Genomic DNA, 21,871 nt, shown 5'->3' on the forward strand with positions numbered 1-21,871 from the left:
GACTGCGGGCTCTTAAATAGATGTTATTTAATGTCTAAAAATTAAACATCAAGATAATCCAAAATTCCTTCAGCAGCTTCACGACCTTCCCAGATTGCAGTCACCACCAAATCAGAACCACGTACCATATCTCCGCCCGCAAAGATTTTTGGATTAGAGGTCTGGAATTTAAATTGTTGTTTTTCAGCTGCAATGACTCGGCCAGAACCATCTAACCCAATATTTGCACCTGCAAACCATTCTGCTGGGCTGGTACGGAAACCAAAAGCCAGTAATACCGCATCTGCGGGTAAAACTTCTTCAGAGCCTGGAATCGGTTCAGGACTACGGCGACCACGGCTATCAGGGTCACCCAGCTGGGTAGTCACAACTTTTACACCCGTCACTTTACCGTTTTCACCAACGATTTCGATTGGCTGACGGTTGAACTGAAAGTCCACCCCTTCTTCACGCGCATTTTTCACTTCACGACGTGAACCTGGCATATTTTCTTCATCACGACGGTAAGCACAAGTTACCGACTCTGCGCCCTGACGGATTGAAGTACGGTTACAGTCCATTGCAGTATCACCACCGCCTAAAACGATGACTTTTTTGCCCTGAACACTAATGTATTCAGATGGATCTTTTTCCCAACCTTGTGTACGGTTAACATTTGCAATCAAGAAATCCAGTGCATCATAGACACCATCAAAATCTTCACCTGCAAAGCCACCTTTCATATAGGTATAAGTTCCCATACCCATAAATACAGCATCATAGTCTGCAAGCAATTGATCGATGGTGATATCTGTACCAATTTCAGTATTTAAGCGGAATTCAACACCCATACCTGTGAAAATTTCACGGCGGCGTTTCATCACATCTTTTTCCATTTTGAATTCTGGAATACCAAATGTAAGCAATCCACCAATTTCAGGACGCTTGTCAAATACAACAGGTTTTACCCCGTTACGAACTAAAATATCTGCACAACCTAAACCTGCAGGACCTGCACCAATAATGGCAACTTTTTTGTTGGTCCATTTTACCGATGACATATCTGGACGCCAGCCCAAAGCAAAGGCGGTATCGTTGATATATTTTTCGGCATTACCAATGGTCACAGCACCAAAACCATCATTCAGGGTACAAGCACCCTCGCATAAACGGTCTTGTGGGCATACCCGACCACATACTTCTGGCAAGGTATTGGTTTGATGGCAAAGCTCAGCCGCTTGGAAAATACGTCCTTCTGCGATCAGTTTTAACCAGTTTGGAATATAGTTATGTACTGGACATTTCCATTCACAATATGGATTACCACAGCCTAAACAACGGTGGGTTTGGTTTGCTGCAACTTCCGCTGTAAAAGGTTTATAAATTTCCACAAACTCTGCTTTGCGGACATTAATATCTTTTTTCTCTGGATCTTGGCGTGCTACATCCAGAAATTGAAAGTCATTATTCAGGCGTTCAGCCATGTCTCTCTCCGTGGGTGAGCGTGGATAACTTCATTCGCTTGTGTATATCTGCGAAGTTATCCACACCTACCTAAAATTTGAGTAGTGGAATTATTGTGGATCTGCTTGAGTTGTTTTCAAAAGCGTTTGTAAATTAGCCGCTTTTGGTTTCACCAGCCAGAATTTACGGCTATAGAAATCAAACTCGTTGCGAATCTTGTACGCCCAAGCACTACCTGTTTCAGCAATGTGTTCATCTAAGATACGAAGTAAGAATTCTTGATGTTCTTCCATCGCTTCTGTAGAAATACGGTTTAATTCAATCAATTCGTGGTTGTAGTAATCAACAAAGTCGTTATCTAAGTCAAGTACATAAGCAAAACCACCAGTCATACCTGCACCAAAGTTGTGTCCAACTTTACCCAGTACAGTCACGATACCGCCTGTCATATATTCACAGCAATGGTCGCCTGCACCTTCAATGACCGCAAACGCGCCAGAGTTACGGACAGCAAAACGCTCGCCCGCTGTACCCGCAGCAAATAATTTACCGCCTGTCGCACCGTACAAACAGGTATTGCCGATAATTGCCGTTTCTTGAGTTTGGAATGGTGAACCTTTTGGTGGGAAGATCGATACTCGACCACCTGCCATACCTTTGCCCACATAGTCGTTTGCATCACCTTCAAGGCTGATATGCAAACCACCCGCATTCCAAACACCCAATGACTGACCCGCAGTTCCTTTTAAATTCACTTTAACAGGATGTGCTTCCATACCGAGGTTGCCATAACGTTTGGCAATTTCACCTGAAAGACGCGCACCAATTGAACGGTCACAGTTACCCACAGTAAAATGGAACTCACCACCAGTACTTGCTTCAATCGCAGGTAGCATTTCTGCCACCATTTTCTCAGCAAGAATACCTTTATCAAATGGTTCATTGCCTTGTACTTGGCAATATTGCGCTTTGCCTTCCGCAGATGGGTGTGATTCTAACAATGCACTTAAATCTAAATGAGCATGTTTATCCGTTTCACCTGGCAACATCTCAAGTAGATCAGTACGACCGATCAAATCTTTCAATGATGCAACACCTAAAGCAGCCAACCATTCACGTGTTTCTTCCGCAATAAAGTGGAAGAAATTAATCAGCATTTCTGGCTCGCCAATATAATGCTCTTGACGTAAATGATCTTGCTGAGTTGCCACACCTGTTGCACAGTTATTTAAGTGACAAATACGCAGGTATTTACATCCAAGCGCGATCATTGGGGTAGAACCAAAACCAAAGCTCTCCGCACCTAAAATCGCAGCTTTAACCACATCTAAACCTGTTTTCAAACCACCATCAGTTTGTACACGTACTTTACCACGCAGGTCATTGACACGAAGTGCTTGATGCGCTTCTGAAAGACCCAATTCCCATGGCGAACCTGCATGGTGAATAGACGATAAAGGTGAAGCAGCTGTACCGCCGTCATATCCAGAAATGGTAATGAAATCTGCATAGGCTTTTGCAACACCCGCTGCAATTGTTCCCACCCCTGGCTCTGATACTAACTTCACAGACACCATGGCTTGTGGATTAACTTGCTTTAAGTCAAAGATCAGCTGTGATAAATCTTCAATAGAATAAATATCATGGTGTGGTGGTGGTGAAATCAAAGTCACACCTGGAACCGAATAACGTAAACGCGCAATTAAGCCATTCACTTTACCGCCCGGTAACTGACCGCCTTCACCAGGTTTTGCACCTTGCGCTACTTTGATCTGTAACACTTCAGCAGATGTTAAATATGCAGGTGTTACACCAAAACGACCTGAAGCAATTTGCTTAATTTTAGAGTTACGGATTGTGCCATAACGTGCAGGATCTTCACCGCCCTCACCTGAGTTTGAACGACCACCGATCGTATTCATTGCGATCGCAATGGCTTCATGTGCCTCCGGTGACAATGCACCTAAAGACATGCCAGCAGAGTCAAAACGTGGCAGAATTTCTTCAACTGATTCAACAGCTTCTAATGGTATAGAATGATCAGTTTTGAGTTTTAATAAGTCACGAATTGTCGCAATTGGACGCGTGTTCACCAACTCTGCGTATTCTTTAAAGTCAGCATAATTGCCTGAACGCACCGATTTATGCAACGCATTGATCACATCAGGATTAAATGCGTGGTATTCCTTATCAAAGACAAACTTGAGCAAACCACCTTGTTCAATTGGCTTACGTGCTTTCCAAGCAATGTCTGCTAGTTTTTTCAAGTCATTTTCAAGGTCAATAAATGTTGCACCTTTAATACGACTTGGCACACCTGTGAAGCACTTACTAACAACTTCTTCAGATAAACCGACTGCTTCAAATAACTGTCCACCACGATAAGATGCGACTGTTGAAATCCCCATTTTTGAAAGGACTTTAAGCAACCCTTTATCAATACCTTTACGGAAATTCGCTTGTGCATGAATTGGATCACCCAATAATTCACCTTTTGCAATCAAATCGTTGATCACATCATAAGCCAAATATGGGTAAATCGCAGTTGCACCAAAACCTAAGATCACGGCAAACTGATGTGCATCACGTGCAAGTGCAGTTTCAACAATGATGTTTGCATCGGTACGTAAACCAGCATTAATCAAGAAGTGATGAATTGCACCCGTCACCATTGCAGCATTTGCCGGTAAAAAGCCTTCACGGATTTTACGATCTGAAATGACCAATAAGGTTTTACCATCACGAATCGCTTGTGCAGCTTCTTCACAAATACGTGAAATCGCGGCTTCAAGACCTTCAGCTACAGGATAATTCAAATCGATATCTGCAATTTCGTAACCTTTACGACCAAGGGTACGAATCTGATGCATTTTAGAATTTGAAAGGACTGGGCTCGATACAATTAAACGATCTGCATGCTCTGGACCTTGTTCAAATACATTTTGCTCACGGCCAAAACAGGTTTCCAATGACATGACAATGGATTCACGTAATGGGTCAATCGGTGGATTGGTCACTTGCGCAAATTGCTGACGGAAATAATCCGTCACATGACGCACTTGGCGAGACAATACCGCCATTGGTGTATCATCACCCATTGAACCGACAGCTTCCTGTCCACTTTCAGCGATTGGACGAAGCAGTTGATCACGCTCTTCAAATGTCACCATAAACATTTTTTGAGCCGCTTTAAGGTCATCACCTTTTAGGCCTTGATCACACAAATATTCTTCAAGCTCTGGACTACCTTGCAAGCGAACTGAGTTTTCACGTAACCATTCACGATAAGGACGCATTTTTTTCAGATGATTGCTCACATCTTTGGTATCGAGCAATTTTCCAGTCAAGGTATCAATCACTAGGATTTGACCAGGACCTACACGACCTTTAGAGATCACATCTTCAGGTTCGTAACCCCAGACACCAATTTCTGATGCCAAAGTGATATAACCATTCTTAGTGATCACCCAACGTGCAGGACGCAAGCCATTACGGTCTAGCATACAAATCGCATGACGACCATCTTGGATCACTAGACCCGCAGGACCATCCCAAGCTTCCATATGCTTAGAGTTGAATTCATAAAACGCGCGTAAATCCGCATCTAATGTTTCAACGTTTTGCCACGCTGGTGGAACAAGCATGCGTAATGCACGGAATAAATCCATCCCGCCACCCACAAGCAGCTCAAGCATATTGTCCATACTTGATGAGTCTGAGCCTGTACGGTTTACAATTGGGCTCAGTTCAGTAATACCTGGCAATAATGGGTTTTCAAACTTTGGTGTACGTGCCACTGCCCAGTTACGGTTAGCAGTAATGGTGTTAATTTCACCATTATGTGCCAAATAACGGAACGGTTGTGCCAATGGCCAACGGGGTAAAGTATTGGTCGAGAAACGTTGATGGAACACAACAATGTGTGAGTCCAAACGTTCATCAGCAAGGTCTGTATAGAATTCTGCAATATATGCAGGCATCATTAAGCCTTTATAGGTGATCACTGTAGAACACAGTGTGGTCACATAAAAATAGGGATCAGCTGTTAATTGTTGTTCTGCACGACGACGTGCCATAAGTAACTTACGGTTAAATTCAACCTCAGTCACACCCATTGGGCAATTGACAAAAATTTGTTCAAATGCAGGTAAAGACTGCATTGCGATTGAACCCAAGGCATCATTATTGGTTGGAACGATACGCCAACCAATGACTCGGCAGCCTTCTTCTTCAATTTCATGGGTTAGAATTTGCTTTGCATGGGCCGCAAGTGCTGGATCTAAATTTAAAAATATCGTCCCGACCGCAAAAATTTCACTCAGTGTAATGTCACTGATCTTTTTTGCTTCTTCACGGAAGAATGCTTTAGGCATAGCCAAGAGCAAGCCACAACCATCACCGGTCTTACCATCTGCGGCAATACCACCACGGTGCGTCATACAGCTTAGACTATGAATCGCGGTCTTGACTAAATCATGACTCGCATCACCCTGCATATGGGCAATCAAGCCGAAACCACAGTTATCTTTAAACTCATCCGGTTGGTATAAACCTTGAGCGGGAGCTACAGTGTTAGGCGATGGCATGTGCATAGCGTACCCTTCTTTCTACATAGGCCCATGAAAGGGCGAAAAACATTCGAACACTCAATTACGATTTTTAAGTATTTTCTTAGCCCAAGTAAACCACTTAGTCAGAATCGAATACCAGTCTGTTTTTACTTTAATTGCAAGATTGTTTTACAACTTCCGCACTGAAATAAAGCACTCAACCAGACTTAAATCGCACACCAACTGAATCATTTCGCTCCAAAACAGGGACAATCAACTCAATTAGCGCAACAATAAAGCAAAAAATATGCCAAATTTTATTTTTGTTCACCAAATCACTAAAAGATAGTGAAATAAAGATATTCTTTAAAATTCTAAGCGTCTTATAAAGGCATTTATAGCACCATTTTTGTGCAAATATAAAATTAAATAATTAATTCTGCTTCATTTTAGAGCTAATTTTAATTAAATGGATCACTGACTTCATGTTCAGCTGGTTTTTTATCAGCAGTAGCGCCTGTTGGCTCTTTGCTGTTGCCTGAAGGCTGTGCACGAGATTGTGACTTTTGTACATCTACCACATTGCCAGATGCATCACGACGGGTAATTGTGGTTTTGGTGGTCTGGTTTGCAGGAGTTGAACCCGTTAAAGATGACAATGCTGATTTTGCTTGAGCCAATAGCGTTTCATCAACCACAGGTAAAGGTGCTGATTTTAATTTCACTTGATAGAGTTTATTTGCACTTGCCATTTCATCTGAGCCCAGATCATTGATTAAAGCACTATATTTTTCAAACTGGATCGCTTTTGGATGGATAGATGCAGGCAGTTTTAAATTTAATTGTTGTAACTGGCTCTTGGCCTGATCATCACTTTTAAATAGACCATAGGCTAAAACATATTGCTCTACTTGATCTTCACCGCTTAAACGGAAATAAATAAAATTTTTACGATCCGCTTGTTTCTGTAAAAATCCCAGGATGACATCTTCATCCGAGGTCTTAAATAACTCTATCGACCAAGCTTTCTTATTTTCTTGAAAAAACTTTGTACCACGAAATTCTGCATCATGGCTACCCGCAGTCACAATACGTGTGGTCATTTCAAGTGGACGTACCTCATCCATCAAAGCACCTAAATGCGATGTCGCAGCAACTTTTTCAGGTTGAATTTGAACTTGGGACTCTTCAATCGGATTGACCACAGTGACCAGATCTTTAGTGTCAGTCACTGCCCAAAAAATCAGTGCCACCAAAAGACAGATTAATCCACCAACCAACCAAATATATTGTCGAATATTTTGCCAATTTGTACGAACTGCTGCCATTTGGAACTAACCTTTTCTATATCTGATTCGCGAGAATCGCTTGTTTCATCAACTCAACATCAAAATCTTTAGTAATGATGGCTTGGCCGAGTTGTTTTATCAATATTAAACGAAGTTGACCATTTAATACTTTTTTATCATGTGACATATATGCCAAAAATTCATCGAGCGGAATTTTAGGACATGCTACAGGTAATTGGGCACGTTGTATGATTTTTTTTGTACGTTCCAGATCAGCAGATGAAATCCATCCCATACGCTGAGACAAATCAGCAGCCATCACCATACCCGTTGCAATTGCTTCACCATGCAACCAAACCCCATAACCGAGATACGATTCAATGGCATGGCCAAAAGTATGACCTAAATTTAACAAAGCGCGTTCACCTTGCTCTTTCTCATCATTGGCCACAATTCTTGCTTTATGCGCACAAGAACGATAAACAGCTTCAGCCAATAATTCTGGATTTTGGGCAATCAGCCCATCCATATGCTCTTCTAACCATGCTAAAAAGTCTAAATCACCCAGTAACGCATATTTAATCACCTCAGCCAAACCTGCTGAAAGTTCACGTTCTGGCAAGGTTTTGAGTTGTGCCATATCAGCCAAAACCACTTGAGGTTGCTGAAATGCACCTATCATATTTTTGCCTAAAGGGTGATTAATTCCGGTTTTCCCACCAACACTCGAATCCACTTGAGACAACAGTGTGGTTGGAACTTGAATAAAATACACGCCTCGTTGGAAACAGGCTGAAGCAAAACCAGCCATGTCACCAATCACTCCACCACCTAAAGCCAAAACCGTACAATCACGATTAAAGCCAGCCTGAAGTAAAGCATCAAAAATCAAATTAAGGTGCTGAATATCTTTGTATTTCTCACCATCAGGCAAAACACATGTTGTAACCTGCTTACCCAACTGCTGAATTGCATCAACATAGTGCGACAAATACAAAGGTTGAACTGTGGTATTTGTAACAATCATCACTTGATGCCCCTGAATATAAGGTTCAAGCAATTCTTGAGGATTCAAATGACTACCAATAAAGATTGGATAACGACGTTCACCCAGTTCAACATGTAAAGTTTGCATGATTCTGCCAAATAACAATGAATGATAATTTACTGACTAAATAATTTCTTTTGAAACGATCAGTTGCAATATTCTCAGCGCTAAATCTCGCGCAGCACCCTGATTGGTTTCAATAATATAATGTGCAACATCTCTATACAGTGGATCTCGTGCTTTAAGTAGATCCTTTAACTTTTGCTCAGGATTCTCGACTTGCAATAAAGGACGATTTTTATCTCGATGTGTACGTAATAATTGGATTTCTACAGGGGTATATAAATAAATCACAATACCCCTATGCTTGAGATATTCTCGATTCATGGCTTGAGTAACAGCACCACCACCTGTTGCAACCACTAAATTTTTTTTTGATGTGAGTTCATCAATCACGATTGTTTCTCTTGTACGGAAACCTTGTTCGCCTTCTTTTTCAAAAATCCAAGGAATAGATGCCCCAGTTTTTCTTTCTATTTCATGATCGCTGTCTAAAAACTCACGACTTAACAGTTCCGCTAGATGCCGACCAACTGTTGTTTTTCCTGCTCCCATGGGCCCTACCAAATAAATATTTGGTAGGGTTTCCAACTCTTTGCTTGGCAAGGAGTCACCTATCGAATTGCTTTCATTGAAAGTATATTAATGATTTCTGGTACGACTGTCATTAACAATTCTTGGTGTCACAAAGATTAGTAACTCTCGTTTATTCTCTGTTTTGGCATCCTTACGGAACAATCGTCCTAAATAAGGAATATCGCCTAAAAAAGGGACTTTGACTTGGTTCGTGGTATTTTCTTGTTCAAAAATACCACCTAATACCACGGTTTCACCATTATCAACCAACACATTGGTATTGATTTCATTTTTATTCAGAATAACTTCACCATTCGGTGCCACCCCACCACGTGAATCACTGGTAATATTCAGCTGCATTTGTACTTTCCCTTCTGGGGTAATACTTGGTGTAACATCCAGACTGAGCAAGGCATCTTTAAATGAGGTTGTCGCTGTAGCTGTACCACCCGCTGTTGATGTAGTCTGGTAAGGAATTTGTTGACCCGAAGCAACTTTGGCTTTTTGTTTATCTGCTGTCATCACTTTTGGCGTTGAAATCACTTCACCATAGCCATCAGATTGTAAAGCCGACAACTCTAGGTCCAACATAAAATCCGAAAGACTAATTAGACCAAATGCGATTTTACTTGCCCCAGCCGTAGTAACGCCAAGGTCTACGTTTAAATTATCGGGCCGAGTAATGGTATATTTCCCATCATCACTCGGGGTTTTTAAGTCCCATAATGTCGTATCACTACCACCAACCAATAAATCATTATTCTTGGTAATCCCTTGCGATAAAATTCCCCATTTCACCCCCATTTCTTTGGTAAAATCTGTTGTTGCCCGAACAATACGTGCTTCAACCATGACTTGCTTTACCGAAACATCAAGTAAATCAATCATTTTACGAACTTTATCAATATTATTTGCAGTATCATTAATAATTAATGTATTTGTTCGTGTATCTGCAACAGCACTCCCTCTTGAGCTGAGTAGACTTTCCAAAGCTAAAGAATCTGTGTTATTGGTACCATTTGCTTGTGCACCTTTAGGATTTCTAGAGTCTTCGAGTAACTTTAGAACCTCGGCAACTTTTGCATAACTGAGTTGTATATATTCTGTTTGAATTGGTGCCAACTTAATGCTTTGTGCAATTGCTTTGGCTTCATCTTCTTCAGCTTTAATCAGCTCGGTGACAGGTGCAATCCAAATCACACTCCCATTACGGCGCTTATCCAAATTCTTGGTTTTTAAAATGATATCTAGCGCCTGATCCCAAGGTACATCTTTCAGACGTAAAGTGATATTACCTTGAACCGAATCTGCAGCCACCATATTAATACTGGTAAAATCAGCAAGTAGCTGTAGCACACGGCGTACTTCGATATCTTGAAAATCAAGCGAGATTTTCTTACCCGTATAAGACTGACTTGAACTTGGGCGATTTACCTTATTTTCTACAGGACGCTTTAAACTCACGGTCAATTTGTTTTCCGCTTGGAAAGCCATATATTCATAGCTACCCGCAGATTGAATGGTAATGACGCCATTGGAACCGTCATTATAAGCATCCACAGAAGAAACTGGGGTTGCAAAATCATTGACATTTAAACGACGAATTAAATGTGCTGGAATTTTATTCCCAAAGGTTCGAATAATAACTTTACTGCCCTGTTGTTGTACATCTACAGGTGTATTTGCACCAGACAGATTTACAATAACTTGACCCTCACCCGCATTGCCACGCTGGAAACCGATATCTGCGATGCCTTGATTTTGCTTATTCAGTGTAGATGCTGCATAAGTCGGTAAAGCAGCAGCTTGATTGGCATTGTTAATCTTTAAAATAAAGGTATTCCCTTCAACACGTGTTGTAAAAGAACCACTATTTTTTAAATTTACCGTTAAGCGTGAACGTTGATCATCGGCAGCAATATCCACCGTCGACGCTTCTTCACTTGCCACAGCAATAGACGACTGATTGATCGTTTGCTTCGCCTGATTAAAATCCAAAATCAGTCGAGATGGATTATCCAATTGATAGGCTTGAGGCTGTGGCGGTAAGCCATTAAACATCACACGAATTTCTGTACCTTGCCCCGGTATTTTCATCGGTACAATATTGGTCATGGTTGTTTGCGCTGTTGCAACCTGCATAATCGCAATTGACACTGCCGCCATAGTAAATTGACGAAGTTGACTATTCATAAACTTACCATCCCCGTTAAAGATATTTTTCAAACTCTTTTTCATTTTTATTCCTTTATTCCGTTTTAATCTATTGGACCGATTAGAACTAGACTCCGTGGTCTTTCTATATAACCGTCTCGACCATCTGGAACAATTTCCAATAAATCAATACGGGTCGGCGTAATTTCAATAATTCGCCCCTGATTCATACCCATGTAGTTGCCAAGTTGTACCCGCTCAATCTCACCATCTGGTGTTTTGATCAAACCCACGATCTGTCCAACAGCCCCTTTCATACTTCCTTTCAGTGTTAACGACTCTAAAGGATAGCTTTCAAGCGGCTGTGGCTGTCTTGAAAAATTCGGGTAGACGCGCTTGCCTGACATGATTTTCAATTCATTTGCCAATGAGTTTGGCAAAAATGGGCTGCGTAACTGTTGAGCAGAATAATTAAAACTAGGCACTGGGTTAAATACTGGCGCAGGTTCAATCGGCAATGGTTGCTGATTTCTAATATTTGCCATTTCTTGATTAACGGCATCAATTCTAGAATCGCACCCCACCAACAGCATCGCAAATAAGATTCCACAAACTATTTTATTAAGCTGTTTCATTGTGGCGTCCCTCCTTGCTGAGGTGTTGTTGTCTGCGCAGCAGCATTCGCTGATTTATTTATTTTCTGCTCATCAGCTCCAATATAACGATAAGTTTTTGCTTTAATTGTATAGTCAATCACTGGCACATCAGATTTGTTATCTTGACTAGGTGTTCCTGTAATTGTGAAATCATGCAAAGTGACAATACGTGGTAAAGCAGCCAAACTACTTACAAAACTGCCAAATGAATGATAATCCCCTGTTGCATCAATCGAGATCGGCTGCTCAATAAAGAACTCCTGCTTCACTTCTGGTTCTAATTTGATATTTTTAAATTTCAAACCAGAACTTACCCCTGTCACGTTAATGTCTTCAACCAGACTCGGAATTTCAGTTTCTTTAGGTAGCTGCTCTAATTGCTGATTAAAATTTGCTTCCATTTGTTGCAGTTGTGCTTGATATTGCTGCAAGTTTCTTAATTTAGAGTCTTTTTCTTTAAACTCATTTAATAAGTTTTGTTCAACTGTACGTGCTTGATCAATTGCATCTAATTTAGGTTTAATTGCTAAAAAATAGCCAATTGCACACACCACAAAAAACAAGAATACCCAACAGGTGACTTTAACGGATAAAGGCCAACTGCCATAGTTATTCATATCCAAGGTATTGAACTGTTGAAAAAACTTCTCAACAGTCATCTTGTTCTTTTTTGGAGCATCATTTACAGATGAATCTAATTGCTCAAAATCTTCACGACTCATTTTGCACCCCCAGCAGCTGAAACTTGTTCAACCTTCGTCGCGTCCCCATCTGCAGTAGATGCTATTTCACCTAAATCCACAGTCACCACAAAACTTCCATATGATTCTTCTACACGAGGAATCACCGAAGTCTGCCCTTTATTTTTATTTTCATCTGCAGCTAAGAATGAATTCATAAATGCATTTCGATACCATTCAGACGCCTCTAATCCACGCAACAATTCAGCAACTGTGTTTGGACTTTCAGCTTTGCCCTCAATTGTAAATTTATCACCCACACGACTAAATTTTGTGATGTACATTTGTGCAGGGACAATCCGAACCAATTCATCAACGAGGCGAACAATCACAGGACGCTGACCTTGTAAACCTTGGATCAGTTTCATCCGTTCAATAATGGCATTACGACGTTCTTGTAAACCATCTAAAGTTTTTAATTGCGTATCTAAATTTTGATTGGTACTGGTCACCAATTGATTGGCTTGCTCCTGATCTTCTAACTTATGATCAAAATAGAACCACGCCAATAACACTGTAACTAAGCCAATCAGTGCAACCCCAACACATATTGCAACAAATTGCTTCTTCTTCTGTTCTCTTAGCTCATCACGCCAAGGGAGTAAGTTAATCTTTGCCATTAATCAAAACTCCTCAAAGCCAAACCACACGCAACCATTAAAGAAGGTGCATCATTTTCTATTTTTTTTAAGTCAATTTGTGGTGAAAACCCCATCTGCAAGAAAGGGTTTGCAATCGTGACCCGATAACCGAGTTTTTGTTGTAATAATTTTGCCAACCCAGGAATATTGGCGTTACCACCCGCCAATAAAATATGGTCGATCTCGTTAAACTGAGAAGATGAAAAGAAAAACTGTAATGAACGAGCAGCTTGTTGTACCACTGCTTCTAAAAACGGCATTAAGACTTCTGTTTCAAAATCGTCAGGTAAAGTCCGATCTTTTTTGGCCCGACCAGCTTCATCATAAGACAAGCCATAGCGGTTCTGTACATCTTGAGTCAGCTGCTTGCCACCAAAAACTTGCTCTCGGGTATAAATGATCTTGCCATTTTGCATCACAGACAAGGTGGTCATGGTATGGCCGATATCCAAGATACCCACAAGATTTACACCGATTGGCAAGGTATCGGAAAAGACATCAAAAGCACGCTCAATTGCATAACTTTCTACATCTGCAATTTTAGGTGATAAGCCTGCGATTTCTAAAACTTCAACACGAGAATCAATATTCTCTGCACGTGTTGCAACAAGTAACACATTGACTCGATTTGGATTTGCCAGCTTATCTTTTAACACTTCAAAATCTAAACTGACTTCATCCAGCGGGAAAGGGATATATTGTTCAGCATCCATTCGGATCTGAACTTCTCTTTCCTCATCCGACATATCTGCATCCATTTCAATGATTTTGTGAATCACCATAGATGTAGGTACAGCAACCGCAACATTTTGCGATTGAGGATTGCCAATATTGACTGCCCTTTCCAACGCATCAGCAACTGCTTCAGGATTAAGAATATTTTTTTCAACAACACTCCCATCGAGCAGTGGACTTAATCCATAACTTTCAACCCAGTAACGACCGTTCTTAACAGAGAGCTCTAAAATCTTTACAGTAGTAGAACTAATATCTACTCCTATTAACCCCTTATTTGGCTTACGATATAGTCTAAGCACGATTGATTTCCTATTATTTTTTTATCCCCAATAAATAACACAAACCGACTGCATTTGGTCTTAATTTTTTACAGATACAATATCCCATCTAACAATCCATCACATGAGAAGCTATACTGAACGCAATTAGTTTGCCATTAGCTATTATTAAAACTTACTTGTTATGAAAAAGCTATCTTGTTCAGGTTATATTCATCCCTTTTTTTTGCTGATTATCATTATTTTAGTCGCAATTCCGATGGGCTTTTATGGAATGTATCTATATATTGCCCCATCACTACCAGAAATGAGCTCTTTAAAAAAGGCGCCATTGCTTAAACCTTTGCAAGTTTATTCAGCAGATAATCAGCTGATCGCTGAATATGGTGGCAAGCTTTCGGTGCCTGTTGAGTACAATCAGATCCCACCACATTTCATTCATGCCTTCCTTGCTGCTGAAGATTCATCGTTCTTCGAACATAGCGGAATTAGCTTTAAAGGCTTAGGGCGTGCAGTGAGTGAAAGTGTCACTGGGTCAAATGTACAAACAGGTGGCTCAACAATTACCATGCAGGTGGCTAAAAATTATTATTTATCACCTGAACGAACACTCAAACGCAAACTTACCGAAGTTTTTTTGGCACGTAAAATAGAACAAAATCTATCGAAAGAAGAAATTTTATCTTTATATGTCAATAAAATCTTTTTGGGTAAAAATGCCTATGGTATTGCTGCTGCAGCAAAAATTTATTATGACAAAAGCTTAGATCAACTTAGTGTCGCACAAATGGCAATGATTGCGGGTTTACCCAAAGCACCATCAAAATACAATCCTGTGGTTAACCCTGAACGCGCATTAGAACGTCGCAACTGGATTCTTGGCCGCATGTTACAACTTGGCTATCTTAAACAAGCAGAATACGAAAAAGCTGTCGCTGAGCCGATTAATCTGAGTATGCCTGATCGCGGCTTAAGTAATCGATTTCCCTATGTAGGTGAAATGGTTCGCTCAGAATTGGTTGAAAAGTTTGGTGAACAAGCAATTGATTCGGGTTATAAAGTTTATACAACAGTCAACAGCAAACGCCAACAATATGCAGAAGATGCAGTACAAAAAGGCTTGGAAGATTATGATCGTCGGCATGGATGGCGTGGTGCTGAAGCACATGATAAACCTTTAAAAGAATTCATTGCTTATGCCAATACCTACCCTGCTGAAGTCATCAAGGTAGGCAGCAATAGTTTTGATGCCAAAATGCAAGATGGTTCAACAGTGACTGTGCCTTGGTCAGGTATGTCTTGGGCAAGAAAATATATCAATGCCAATGCAGTTGGTGGGGCACCAAGCCGCGCTTCGCAGATTGTAAGTGTTAAAGATATTATTCGCTTACGTCCCAATGAAAATAAAACCGCGTGGTCATTGGTTCAAACACCGAAAGCACAAGGTCAACTCATTGCAATCAACCCGAATGATGGTTCAATTGAAGCTGTGGTGGGTGGATACAACTTTTACCAATCTAAATTTAACCGCGCAATACAAGGTTGGCGTCAACCAGGTTCAACCATTAAGCCATTCGTCTATGCACTGGCGCTTGAACGCGGTATGACTCCTTATACCATGGTCAATGATAGCCCTATTACAATTGGTCGTTGGTCACCAAGAAACTCAGATGGTCGTTATTTGGGTATGATTCCTTTACGACGTGCATTGTACTTATCTCGTAATACGGTATCTGTACGTTTATTACAAAGCGTAGGTGTAGAACGTGCTCGCCAATTATTGATGGATTTTGGTCTACAAGAAGATCAAATCCCACGTAACTTCACGATTGCGCTCGGTACCCCACAAGTACTTCCAGTTCAAATGGCAACTGGCTATGCCGCAATTGCCAATGGTGGATATCGCATTCAACCGCATTTCATCAGCCGTATTGAAGATGCTTATGGCAAAACCATTTATGAAGCAGCGCCTGAATATGCGTGTATTCCATGTATCAATCAAAAAGAGACGGTAGCCGATACCCAAGCCATCACCCCGGATGATGAAGTCATTGAAGGTGCGAACCTTACAGTGGATGAGGTTCAGACCCCATTAAGCAAAGAAGAACAAAGTAAATATCGTCAAGCACAACGAATTTTAAAATCACAATCTGCTTTTGATATGGCAAATATTCTTCGTGATGTGATTGTGCATGGTACTGGTCGTGCAGCACTTAAAATTGGTCGCGATGACATTGGTGGTAAAACAGGAACAACCAATGATGCTAAAGATGCGTGGTTTGCAGGCTTCAACGGCAAATTAGTTGCGATTGCTTGGGTCGGTTTTGACCAGCCTTCAACACTTGGTCGTCGTGAATATGGTGGGATCGCAGCGCTTCCAGTTTGGACAGGCTTTATGGGTAAAGCCTTAAAAGACACGCCATCTGCTTGGGTACATTTTGATAAAAATGCCAAAGCACCAATCTCTCGTGAAGAGCGTAATCAGACACAAGTTGAAGGTGCTACTCAAAACGAAGGCAATGGTTCATCGCCGCCTTTAGCACGTCCAATCTTTAAACCTGCGCCTGTTACACCATCACGTAATTCATCAAATGACTTTGAAGACTTACCTGATGAAGGTTCAGATCAACCGCTAAAACCGAACAAAGTAACACCGCCTGCAATGAATCAAGGCGGTGCAAAACGAGAAAGTGATTCTCTTGAGAATTTGATTAATGAAGTTCAATAATTAGTTTCTCAAATAAAAAATGTCATCAATTGATGGCATTTTTTATGGCTTAAATTTCTATTATTTTTTCTGAAAAATATAAATTTGAAAGGCTGCCTTTAACGTAGTTTTAGCTTGTGCTTCTAAAACTAACCGCTTTTCAGGTTTTGCTTTATAAGCATAAGGGGTCATCGCAATCAGGTTTTTGAGTTGTGCTTGATCCAGCTCAAACGTTGTTTCAATAATCGGCTGTTCAATTAATTCAAAAGATGCCTGTAATTGCGTGACAAACTTTTGCGGTTCATGGGCTTTAACTTCATCAAACAAGCCCTCACGCATCCCATATAAATGCTCTGGCGCAGGTGTCACCACCATCAAATAAGCCTTCGGCTTAAGTACTCGGAGTATTTCTTCTTCTGGGATCGGGCTAAATAAGCTGGTACACAAATCAATCGAATGATCCAAAACAGGTAGAGTCGCTCCTGTTCCCACAATCCATGTCACATCTTTATTGAGTTTTGCAGCAACCTGAACTGCATTTTTTGCAATATCAACCCCAATACATTGCATCACTTGATGTTGCATTGCATCGGTATAGTAGCCTTCACCACAGCCGATATCCAACAGGTTTTCAACACCTAACTCACGAATTTTCTCAACAACGGCTTGCTGTAAAGGTGCATAAAATCCACCACTTAAAAATCCACGGCGTGCTTGTACAGATTCAGGCGTATCCCCTGGATTTTTACTATGCTTATGTTGTACTACATGTAAATTCACATAGCCTTGTTTTGCCACATCATAGCTATGATTATTTACACAGCGCCAAGTCCGATCCGATAGGCTCAATGCCTCACGACATACAGGGCACATCAACAAATTCATTGTATTCTCCAAAAGATATTTTTAGGCCATAAAAAAGCCGGCTAATGCCGACTTTTCAAATCACTTTGGCTTAACGTAATTTTAATGTCATTAGACCTAAAACTACCAGCATAATTGTGATAATCCAAAAACGGATCACCACTTGAGTCTCACGCCAGCCTTTTTTCTCATAATGATGATGCAACGGCGCCATAAGAAATACACGTTTATTCCGCATACGTAATGATCCGATTTGCAAGAATACCGAGATCGCTTCTACAACAAAGACACCGCCCATAATTGCAAAGACGATCTCTTGACGAACCATTACCGCGATAGTGCCCAGCATTGCACCCAATGATAATGCGCCAACATCTCCCATAAAGACTTGGGCAGGATGCGCGTTGTACCAAAGAAATGCTAAACCCGCTCCAATCATTGCAGCACAAATAATCACCAGCTCAGAGGTATATTTTACATAGGGAATATGTAAATAATTGGCAAAGCGTATATCACCTGCCAAGTATGCAAAAACACCTAAACCTGCGGCAACCAAAACAATCGGCATGATCGCAAGACCATCTAAACCATCGGTCAAATTCACTGCATTTGATCCACCATTAATTACCAGATAGGTAAAAATAATGAATCCAATACCTAATGGAATTGAGGACAATGGAATACTCAGATTTTTAAAAAATGGTATCAACAAATCCAGCATATTCGCTGTATGTACGGGGCTGTCTTGCTGAGTTGCAATGACATATAACGCAATACCCGCCCCCAAGGAACCAACAGAAGTCCAAAAGAATTTCTTCTTGGCAGGTAAGCCTGCATTGTCTTTATAACGGACTTTAATCCAATCATCTGCCCAACCTACAGCACCAAAGATCACCATAACAGCCAAGACAATCCATACATAAGGATTGGATAAATCTGCCCAAAGCAAGGTACTGATCCCGATCGAAAGCAGAATTAAAATCCCGCCCATTGTCGGTGTACCCATTTTTTTGGCATGATTTTCAGGTGCATATGAACTAACAGCCTGACCATATTTGAGCGCTTGTAATTTACGGATCATTACTGGTCCCAAGGCCCAACCAATCGCAAGTGCAGTCAATACACTGAGCAATGCTCGTAACGATAAGTATCGAACAACTTGGAACGCGTTCTCATAACCCGCCAAGTGTTGAAATAACCAATACAGCATTAAACTTTCTCCATCAAATCAGCCATCAACGTTTCCATATGGGTATAGCGAGAACCTTTAAACAGGAAACTCATGGACTGTGGTTGATGTGTTGCAATTAAACTTAACAATAAAGGTAAAGCTTGTTCTTGGCTAAGAAAAGCTTGTAATTTTTTACCATATTGAGTGCTTCGCGCACCTTCTTGTGTAGCAGGAGCAAACTCACCTACTGCAACAACAAATTGAATCCCATCCACTGAAACCAGATCACGACCCAACATATAGTGTTGCTGCGCAGCAGTATCGCCTAGTTCACCAATATCGCCAATCACCATCACTTTGATCCCTTGCTGTTGCGCAAGTACTTCAGCTGCTGCACGCATTGAAGTCGGGTTGGCATTATAGGTATCATCAATAAATAAATGCTTGTGCTTATGAATAAAATTCAAACGCCCTTTTGCACCTTGTGCCGACTCCAAGCCGATCACAATATCGTCTAAACCAACACCAATCGCTAAGGCAAATGCTGCCGCTGCTTCTGCATTATGGACATTATGTTCACCTGCAAAAGGAAGATTGACGGTTCTTGCACCTTGAGGCGTATTAAGGGTAAAGATTGCAGACTGTGCGTATAACTGAACATCTGTTGCAAAGACCTCGCCACCCTGTCCAAAACTTAACACTTGCTCAGTGTCTACCACTTGGCGAATCGTATCGGTAAAATCATCATGAGCAGGAACAATTGCTGTTCCAGCTTGATCAATATGACGGTAAATTTCAGATTTGGCACGGCAAATTCCATCACGTCCACCAAATTCGCCTAAATGCGCAGTTCCAATATTTAAAATACCAGCAACATGTGGCTGTACAAGATTTGAGGTGTAATCAATTTCACCTTGATGGCTTGCACCAAGTTCCATCACCGCATATTGATGCTCTGAACGCAGCTCCAATAGCATCATTGGCACACCAAGATCATTATTTAAATTGCCACGTGTAATCAAGGTCGGCGCTAGACGTGAAAGAATACTCCCCAACATCTCTTTGGTGGTGGTCTTACCACTACTGCCTGTAAGTGCAATCACTTTTAATTGTGGATGTTGAGCACGACGATACGCGCCTAAATGCCCCAATGCCAAACGTGTATCTGCCACGACAAGTTGACAGATATTTACATCAACAGGATGGCTCACGATGGCAATTTGACAGCCATTCTCAGCCACTTGGGCAACAAAATCATGTGCATCAAAACGCTCACCTTTGAGCGCCAAAAAAGCATCACCTAATTCAGCATGACGTGAATCAGTCAAAATACGTTTAATTTCACCTTGTGGTGCTTGATCTAAATACCAATAACCTTGAGTTGCTTCAGCAAGTTGTGCTGCTGACCATGGCTCCAAAGGCACAGTACTGGTGGTAGAGGTGTGCATCTCTTATTCCTAATGAGCTGGATAAGCTGAATTGGGTTTATGGTGTTGTGCATCTATTGCCGATTGCACTTCAACGACATCGTCAAACCAATGACGAACACCATCAATTTCTTGATAATTTTCATGCCCTTTTCCGGCAATCACAACAATATCACCTGATTGTGCATGCTTTACTGCATATTTGATTGCTTCACGGCGATCACGGATTTCGTGAACCTCATGCTGGCTAAAATCAATTTCATGCTTCATATCGGCAAAAATTTGCTCAGGATTTTCTGTACGTGGATTATCTGATGTGATCATCACAGGATTGGCTTGTTCCAAAGCTGCTTTGGTCATTAATGGGCGTTTACCGCGATCTCGATCACCACCACAACCAAAGACGGCCCAAAGCTGATTTTCAACATGACGTTTTAAGGTTTTTAAAACCTGAGTTAAAGCGTCTGGTGTATGTGCATAATCCACCACAAACAGACGATCTTGATCACGAATCACCTGCATACGTCCTGGTGCACCTTTTAAGTTAGGTACGGTTGCGATCAGTTGTTTTAAATCAAAACCTGCTTGTTCAGCAACAATTAAACTGGCCACCAAATTTTCAATATTAAAATGCCCAAGCAATGGGCTATTCACGGTAAATTCAGCTTTGGCTGTTTTGAGATGGAATGTTGCCCCATCTAGGCTATATTTAATCCCAAATACTTGGTAATCAGCCGCTTTAGAGGTTGAATAAGTCAATACTTTCGGATGTGACAGATTGCTGCTTGCAGCATTCATCATTAGATCTGCATGCGCATCATCTATGTTAATTACTGCAACTTTTAACGCAGCAAATTTAAACAGCAACGCTTTCGCTTCAGCATAGGCTTCAAGCGTCCCGTGATAATCCAAATGATCTCGACTCAGATTACTATATGCAGCAATCTCAATATCACAACCATTTAAACGACCTTGTTCCAAACCATGCGAGCTTGCCTCAATTGAAGCGAATTCAGCACCTTGCATAGCAAAATCATGCAGAAGATTTTGTAAATGCAACGCATCTAAAGTGGTATGCGAAGATGCTTCTAGGTTTGGTAGAATCCCGTTCCCCGTAGTTCCCATCACTGCACATTTTTTATTTTGTAATGCCAGTAATTCAGCAATGAGGCGTGAAATCGTGGTTTTACCATTGGTTCCCGTGACTGCAAGAATTCGTGCAGCTTTTACAGGGGATGTTGCTTGTAAATATTGTTTTTGCCATTGTCCCATCAACTGACGAACATCTGGACAGATCAATGCAGATTCAAAACCTAAATCTGTTTCACTAATAATGCCCAATGCGCCTTTGTCTAAAGCAATTTGAGCAAATTGTGTGGTTTTTTCTGGTTGCGAATAACTGGTCAAAGCAATAAAAATTTGCCCTTGTTGTACATAACGACTATCTAGAGAAAAGCCATTAAATGACTCAGACATCCAAGCCTTTGTATTATCAACTTTATAAATATCTTGAAAATTAATCATTATAG

15 protein-coding genes are annotated in these 21,871 nt (G+C 41.0%); 1 reads left to right on the forward strand and 14 read right to left on the reverse strand.

Features of this window, described 5'->3' with window-relative positions:
• Nucleotides 1-41: 41 nt before the first annotated feature.
• The 10 genes from FY049_RS11235 to FY049_RS11280 all read right to left on the reverse strand — a co-directional run bounded on the left by FY049_RS11235 (nucleotide 42) and on the right by FY049_RS11280 (nucleotide 14,194).
• On the reverse strand, nucleotides 42-1,463 hold the full coding sequence (locus FY049_RS11235; RefSeq protein WP_004725441.1) for an FAD-dependent oxidoreductase: 1,422 nt from the start codon (nucleotides 1,461-1,463) through the stop codon (nucleotides 42-44).
• A gap of 90 nt (nucleotides 1,464-1,553) precedes the next feature.
• A complete protein-coding gene (gene gltB / locus FY049_RS11240; RefSeq protein WP_224964373.1) occupies nucleotides 1,554-6,029 on the reverse strand; it encodes a glutamate synthase large subunit in 4,476 nt (1,491 codons plus the stop codon).
• Between the two features lie 425 nt (nucleotides 6,030-6,454).
• The gene (locus FY049_RS11245; protein ID WP_224964374.1) at nucleotides 6,455-7,321 is read right to left on the reverse strand and encodes a hypothetical protein; all 867 of its coding nucleotides are present in this window, start codon (nucleotides 7,319-7,321) and stop codon (nucleotides 6,455-6,457) included.
• Nucleotides 7,322-7,337: 16 nt separating this feature from the next.
• Nucleotides 7,338-8,417 (reverse strand): 3-dehydroquinate synthase, encoded by a 1,080-nt coding sequence (aroB, locus tag FY049_RS11250; RefSeq protein WP_224964375.1) that lies wholly within the window; start codon nucleotides 8,415-8,417, stop codon nucleotides 7,338-7,340.
• A 36-nt stretch (nucleotides 8,418-8,453) separates the two neighbouring features.
• A complete protein-coding gene (gene aroK / locus FY049_RS11255; RefSeq protein ID WP_004725433.1) occupies nucleotides 8,454-8,996 on the reverse strand; it encodes a shikimate kinase AroK in 543 nt (180 codons plus the stop codon).
• Nucleotides 8,997-9,032: 36 nt separating this feature from the next.
• The gene (gene pilQ / locus FY049_RS11260) at nucleotides 9,033-11,204 is read right to left on the reverse strand and encodes a type IV pilus secretin PilQ (protein ID WP_446083736.1); all 2,172 of its coding nucleotides are present in this window, start codon (nucleotides 11,202-11,204) and stop codon (nucleotides 9,033-9,035) included.
• 20 nt (nucleotides 11,205-11,224) lie between these two features.
• Nucleotides 11,225-11,755, reverse strand: a complete 531-nt coding sequence (locus FY049_RS11265; protein ID WP_151956403.1) for a pilus assembly protein PilP — start codon at nucleotides 11,753-11,755, stop codon at nucleotides 11,225-11,227.
• Nucleotides 11,752-12,498, reverse strand: a complete 747-nt coding sequence (locus FY049_RS11270) for a type 4a pilus biogenesis protein PilO (RefSeq protein ID WP_151956402.1) — start codon at nucleotides 12,496-12,498, stop codon at nucleotides 11,752-11,754. The genes FY049_RS11265 and FY049_RS11270 overlap by 4 nt, the downstream gene beginning before the upstream one ends.
• A complete protein-coding gene (locus tag FY049_RS11275) occupies nucleotides 12,495-13,136 on the reverse strand; it encodes a PilN domain-containing protein (RefSeq protein WP_056517486.1) in 642 nt (213 codons plus the stop codon). Before FY049_RS11275 ends, FY049_RS11270 begins: the two co-directional genes overlap by 4 nt.
• On the reverse strand, nucleotides 13,136-14,194 hold the full coding sequence (locus tag FY049_RS11280) for a pilus assembly protein PilM (protein WP_004816660.1): 1,059 nt from the start codon (nucleotides 14,192-14,194) through the stop codon (nucleotides 13,136-13,138). Before FY049_RS11280 ends, FY049_RS11275 begins: the two co-directional genes overlap by 1 nt.
• 163 nt (nucleotides 14,195-14,357) lie before the next feature.
• Between FY049_RS11280 and ponA the strand changes: the two genes are divergently transcribed.
• On the forward strand, nucleotides 14,358-16,901 hold the full coding sequence (gene ponA, locus FY049_RS11285; protein WP_056517488.1) for a penicillin-binding protein PBP1a: 2,544 nt from the start codon (nucleotides 14,358-14,360) through the stop codon (nucleotides 16,899-16,901).
• A 60-nt stretch (nucleotides 16,902-16,961) separates the two neighbouring features.
• Here the strand turns inward: ponA and FY049_RS11290 are convergent, their stop codons facing one another.
• The 4 genes from FY049_RS11290 to FY049_RS11305 all read right to left on the reverse strand — a co-directional run bounded on the left by FY049_RS11290 (nucleotide 16,962) and on the right by FY049_RS11305 (nucleotide 21,869).
• Entirely contained in the window at nucleotides 16,962-17,765 is an 804-nt protein-coding gene (locus tag FY049_RS11290) for a putative RNA methyltransferase (protein WP_056517491.1), read from the reverse strand.
• Between the two features lie 70 nt (nucleotides 17,766-17,835).
• On the reverse strand, nucleotides 17,836-18,954 hold the full coding sequence (gene mraY, locus FY049_RS11295) for a phospho-N-acetylmuramoyl-pentapeptide-transferase (protein ID WP_056517494.1): 1,119 nt from the start codon (nucleotides 18,952-18,954) through the stop codon (nucleotides 17,836-17,838).
• Nucleotides 18,954-20,363 (reverse strand): UDP-N-acetylmuramoyl-tripeptide--D-alanyl-D-alanine ligase, encoded by a 1,410-nt coding sequence (locus FY049_RS11300; RefSeq protein ID WP_446083737.1) that lies wholly within the window; start codon nucleotides 20,361-20,363, stop codon nucleotides 18,954-18,956. Before FY049_RS11300 ends, mraY begins: the two co-directional genes overlap by 1 nt.
• 9 nt (nucleotides 20,364-20,372) lie before the next feature.
• Nucleotides 20,373-21,869, reverse strand: coding sequence for a UDP-N-acetylmuramoyl-L-alanyl-D-glutamate--2,6-diaminopimelate ligase (locus tag FY049_RS11305; RefSeq protein ID WP_056517500.1), 1,497 nt, complete (start codon nucleotides 21,867-21,869; stop codon nucleotides 20,373-20,375).
• Nucleotides 21,870-21,871 lie beyond the last annotated feature (2 nt).

The organism is Acinetobacter sp. 1125_18A (genome assembly GCF_052824985.1).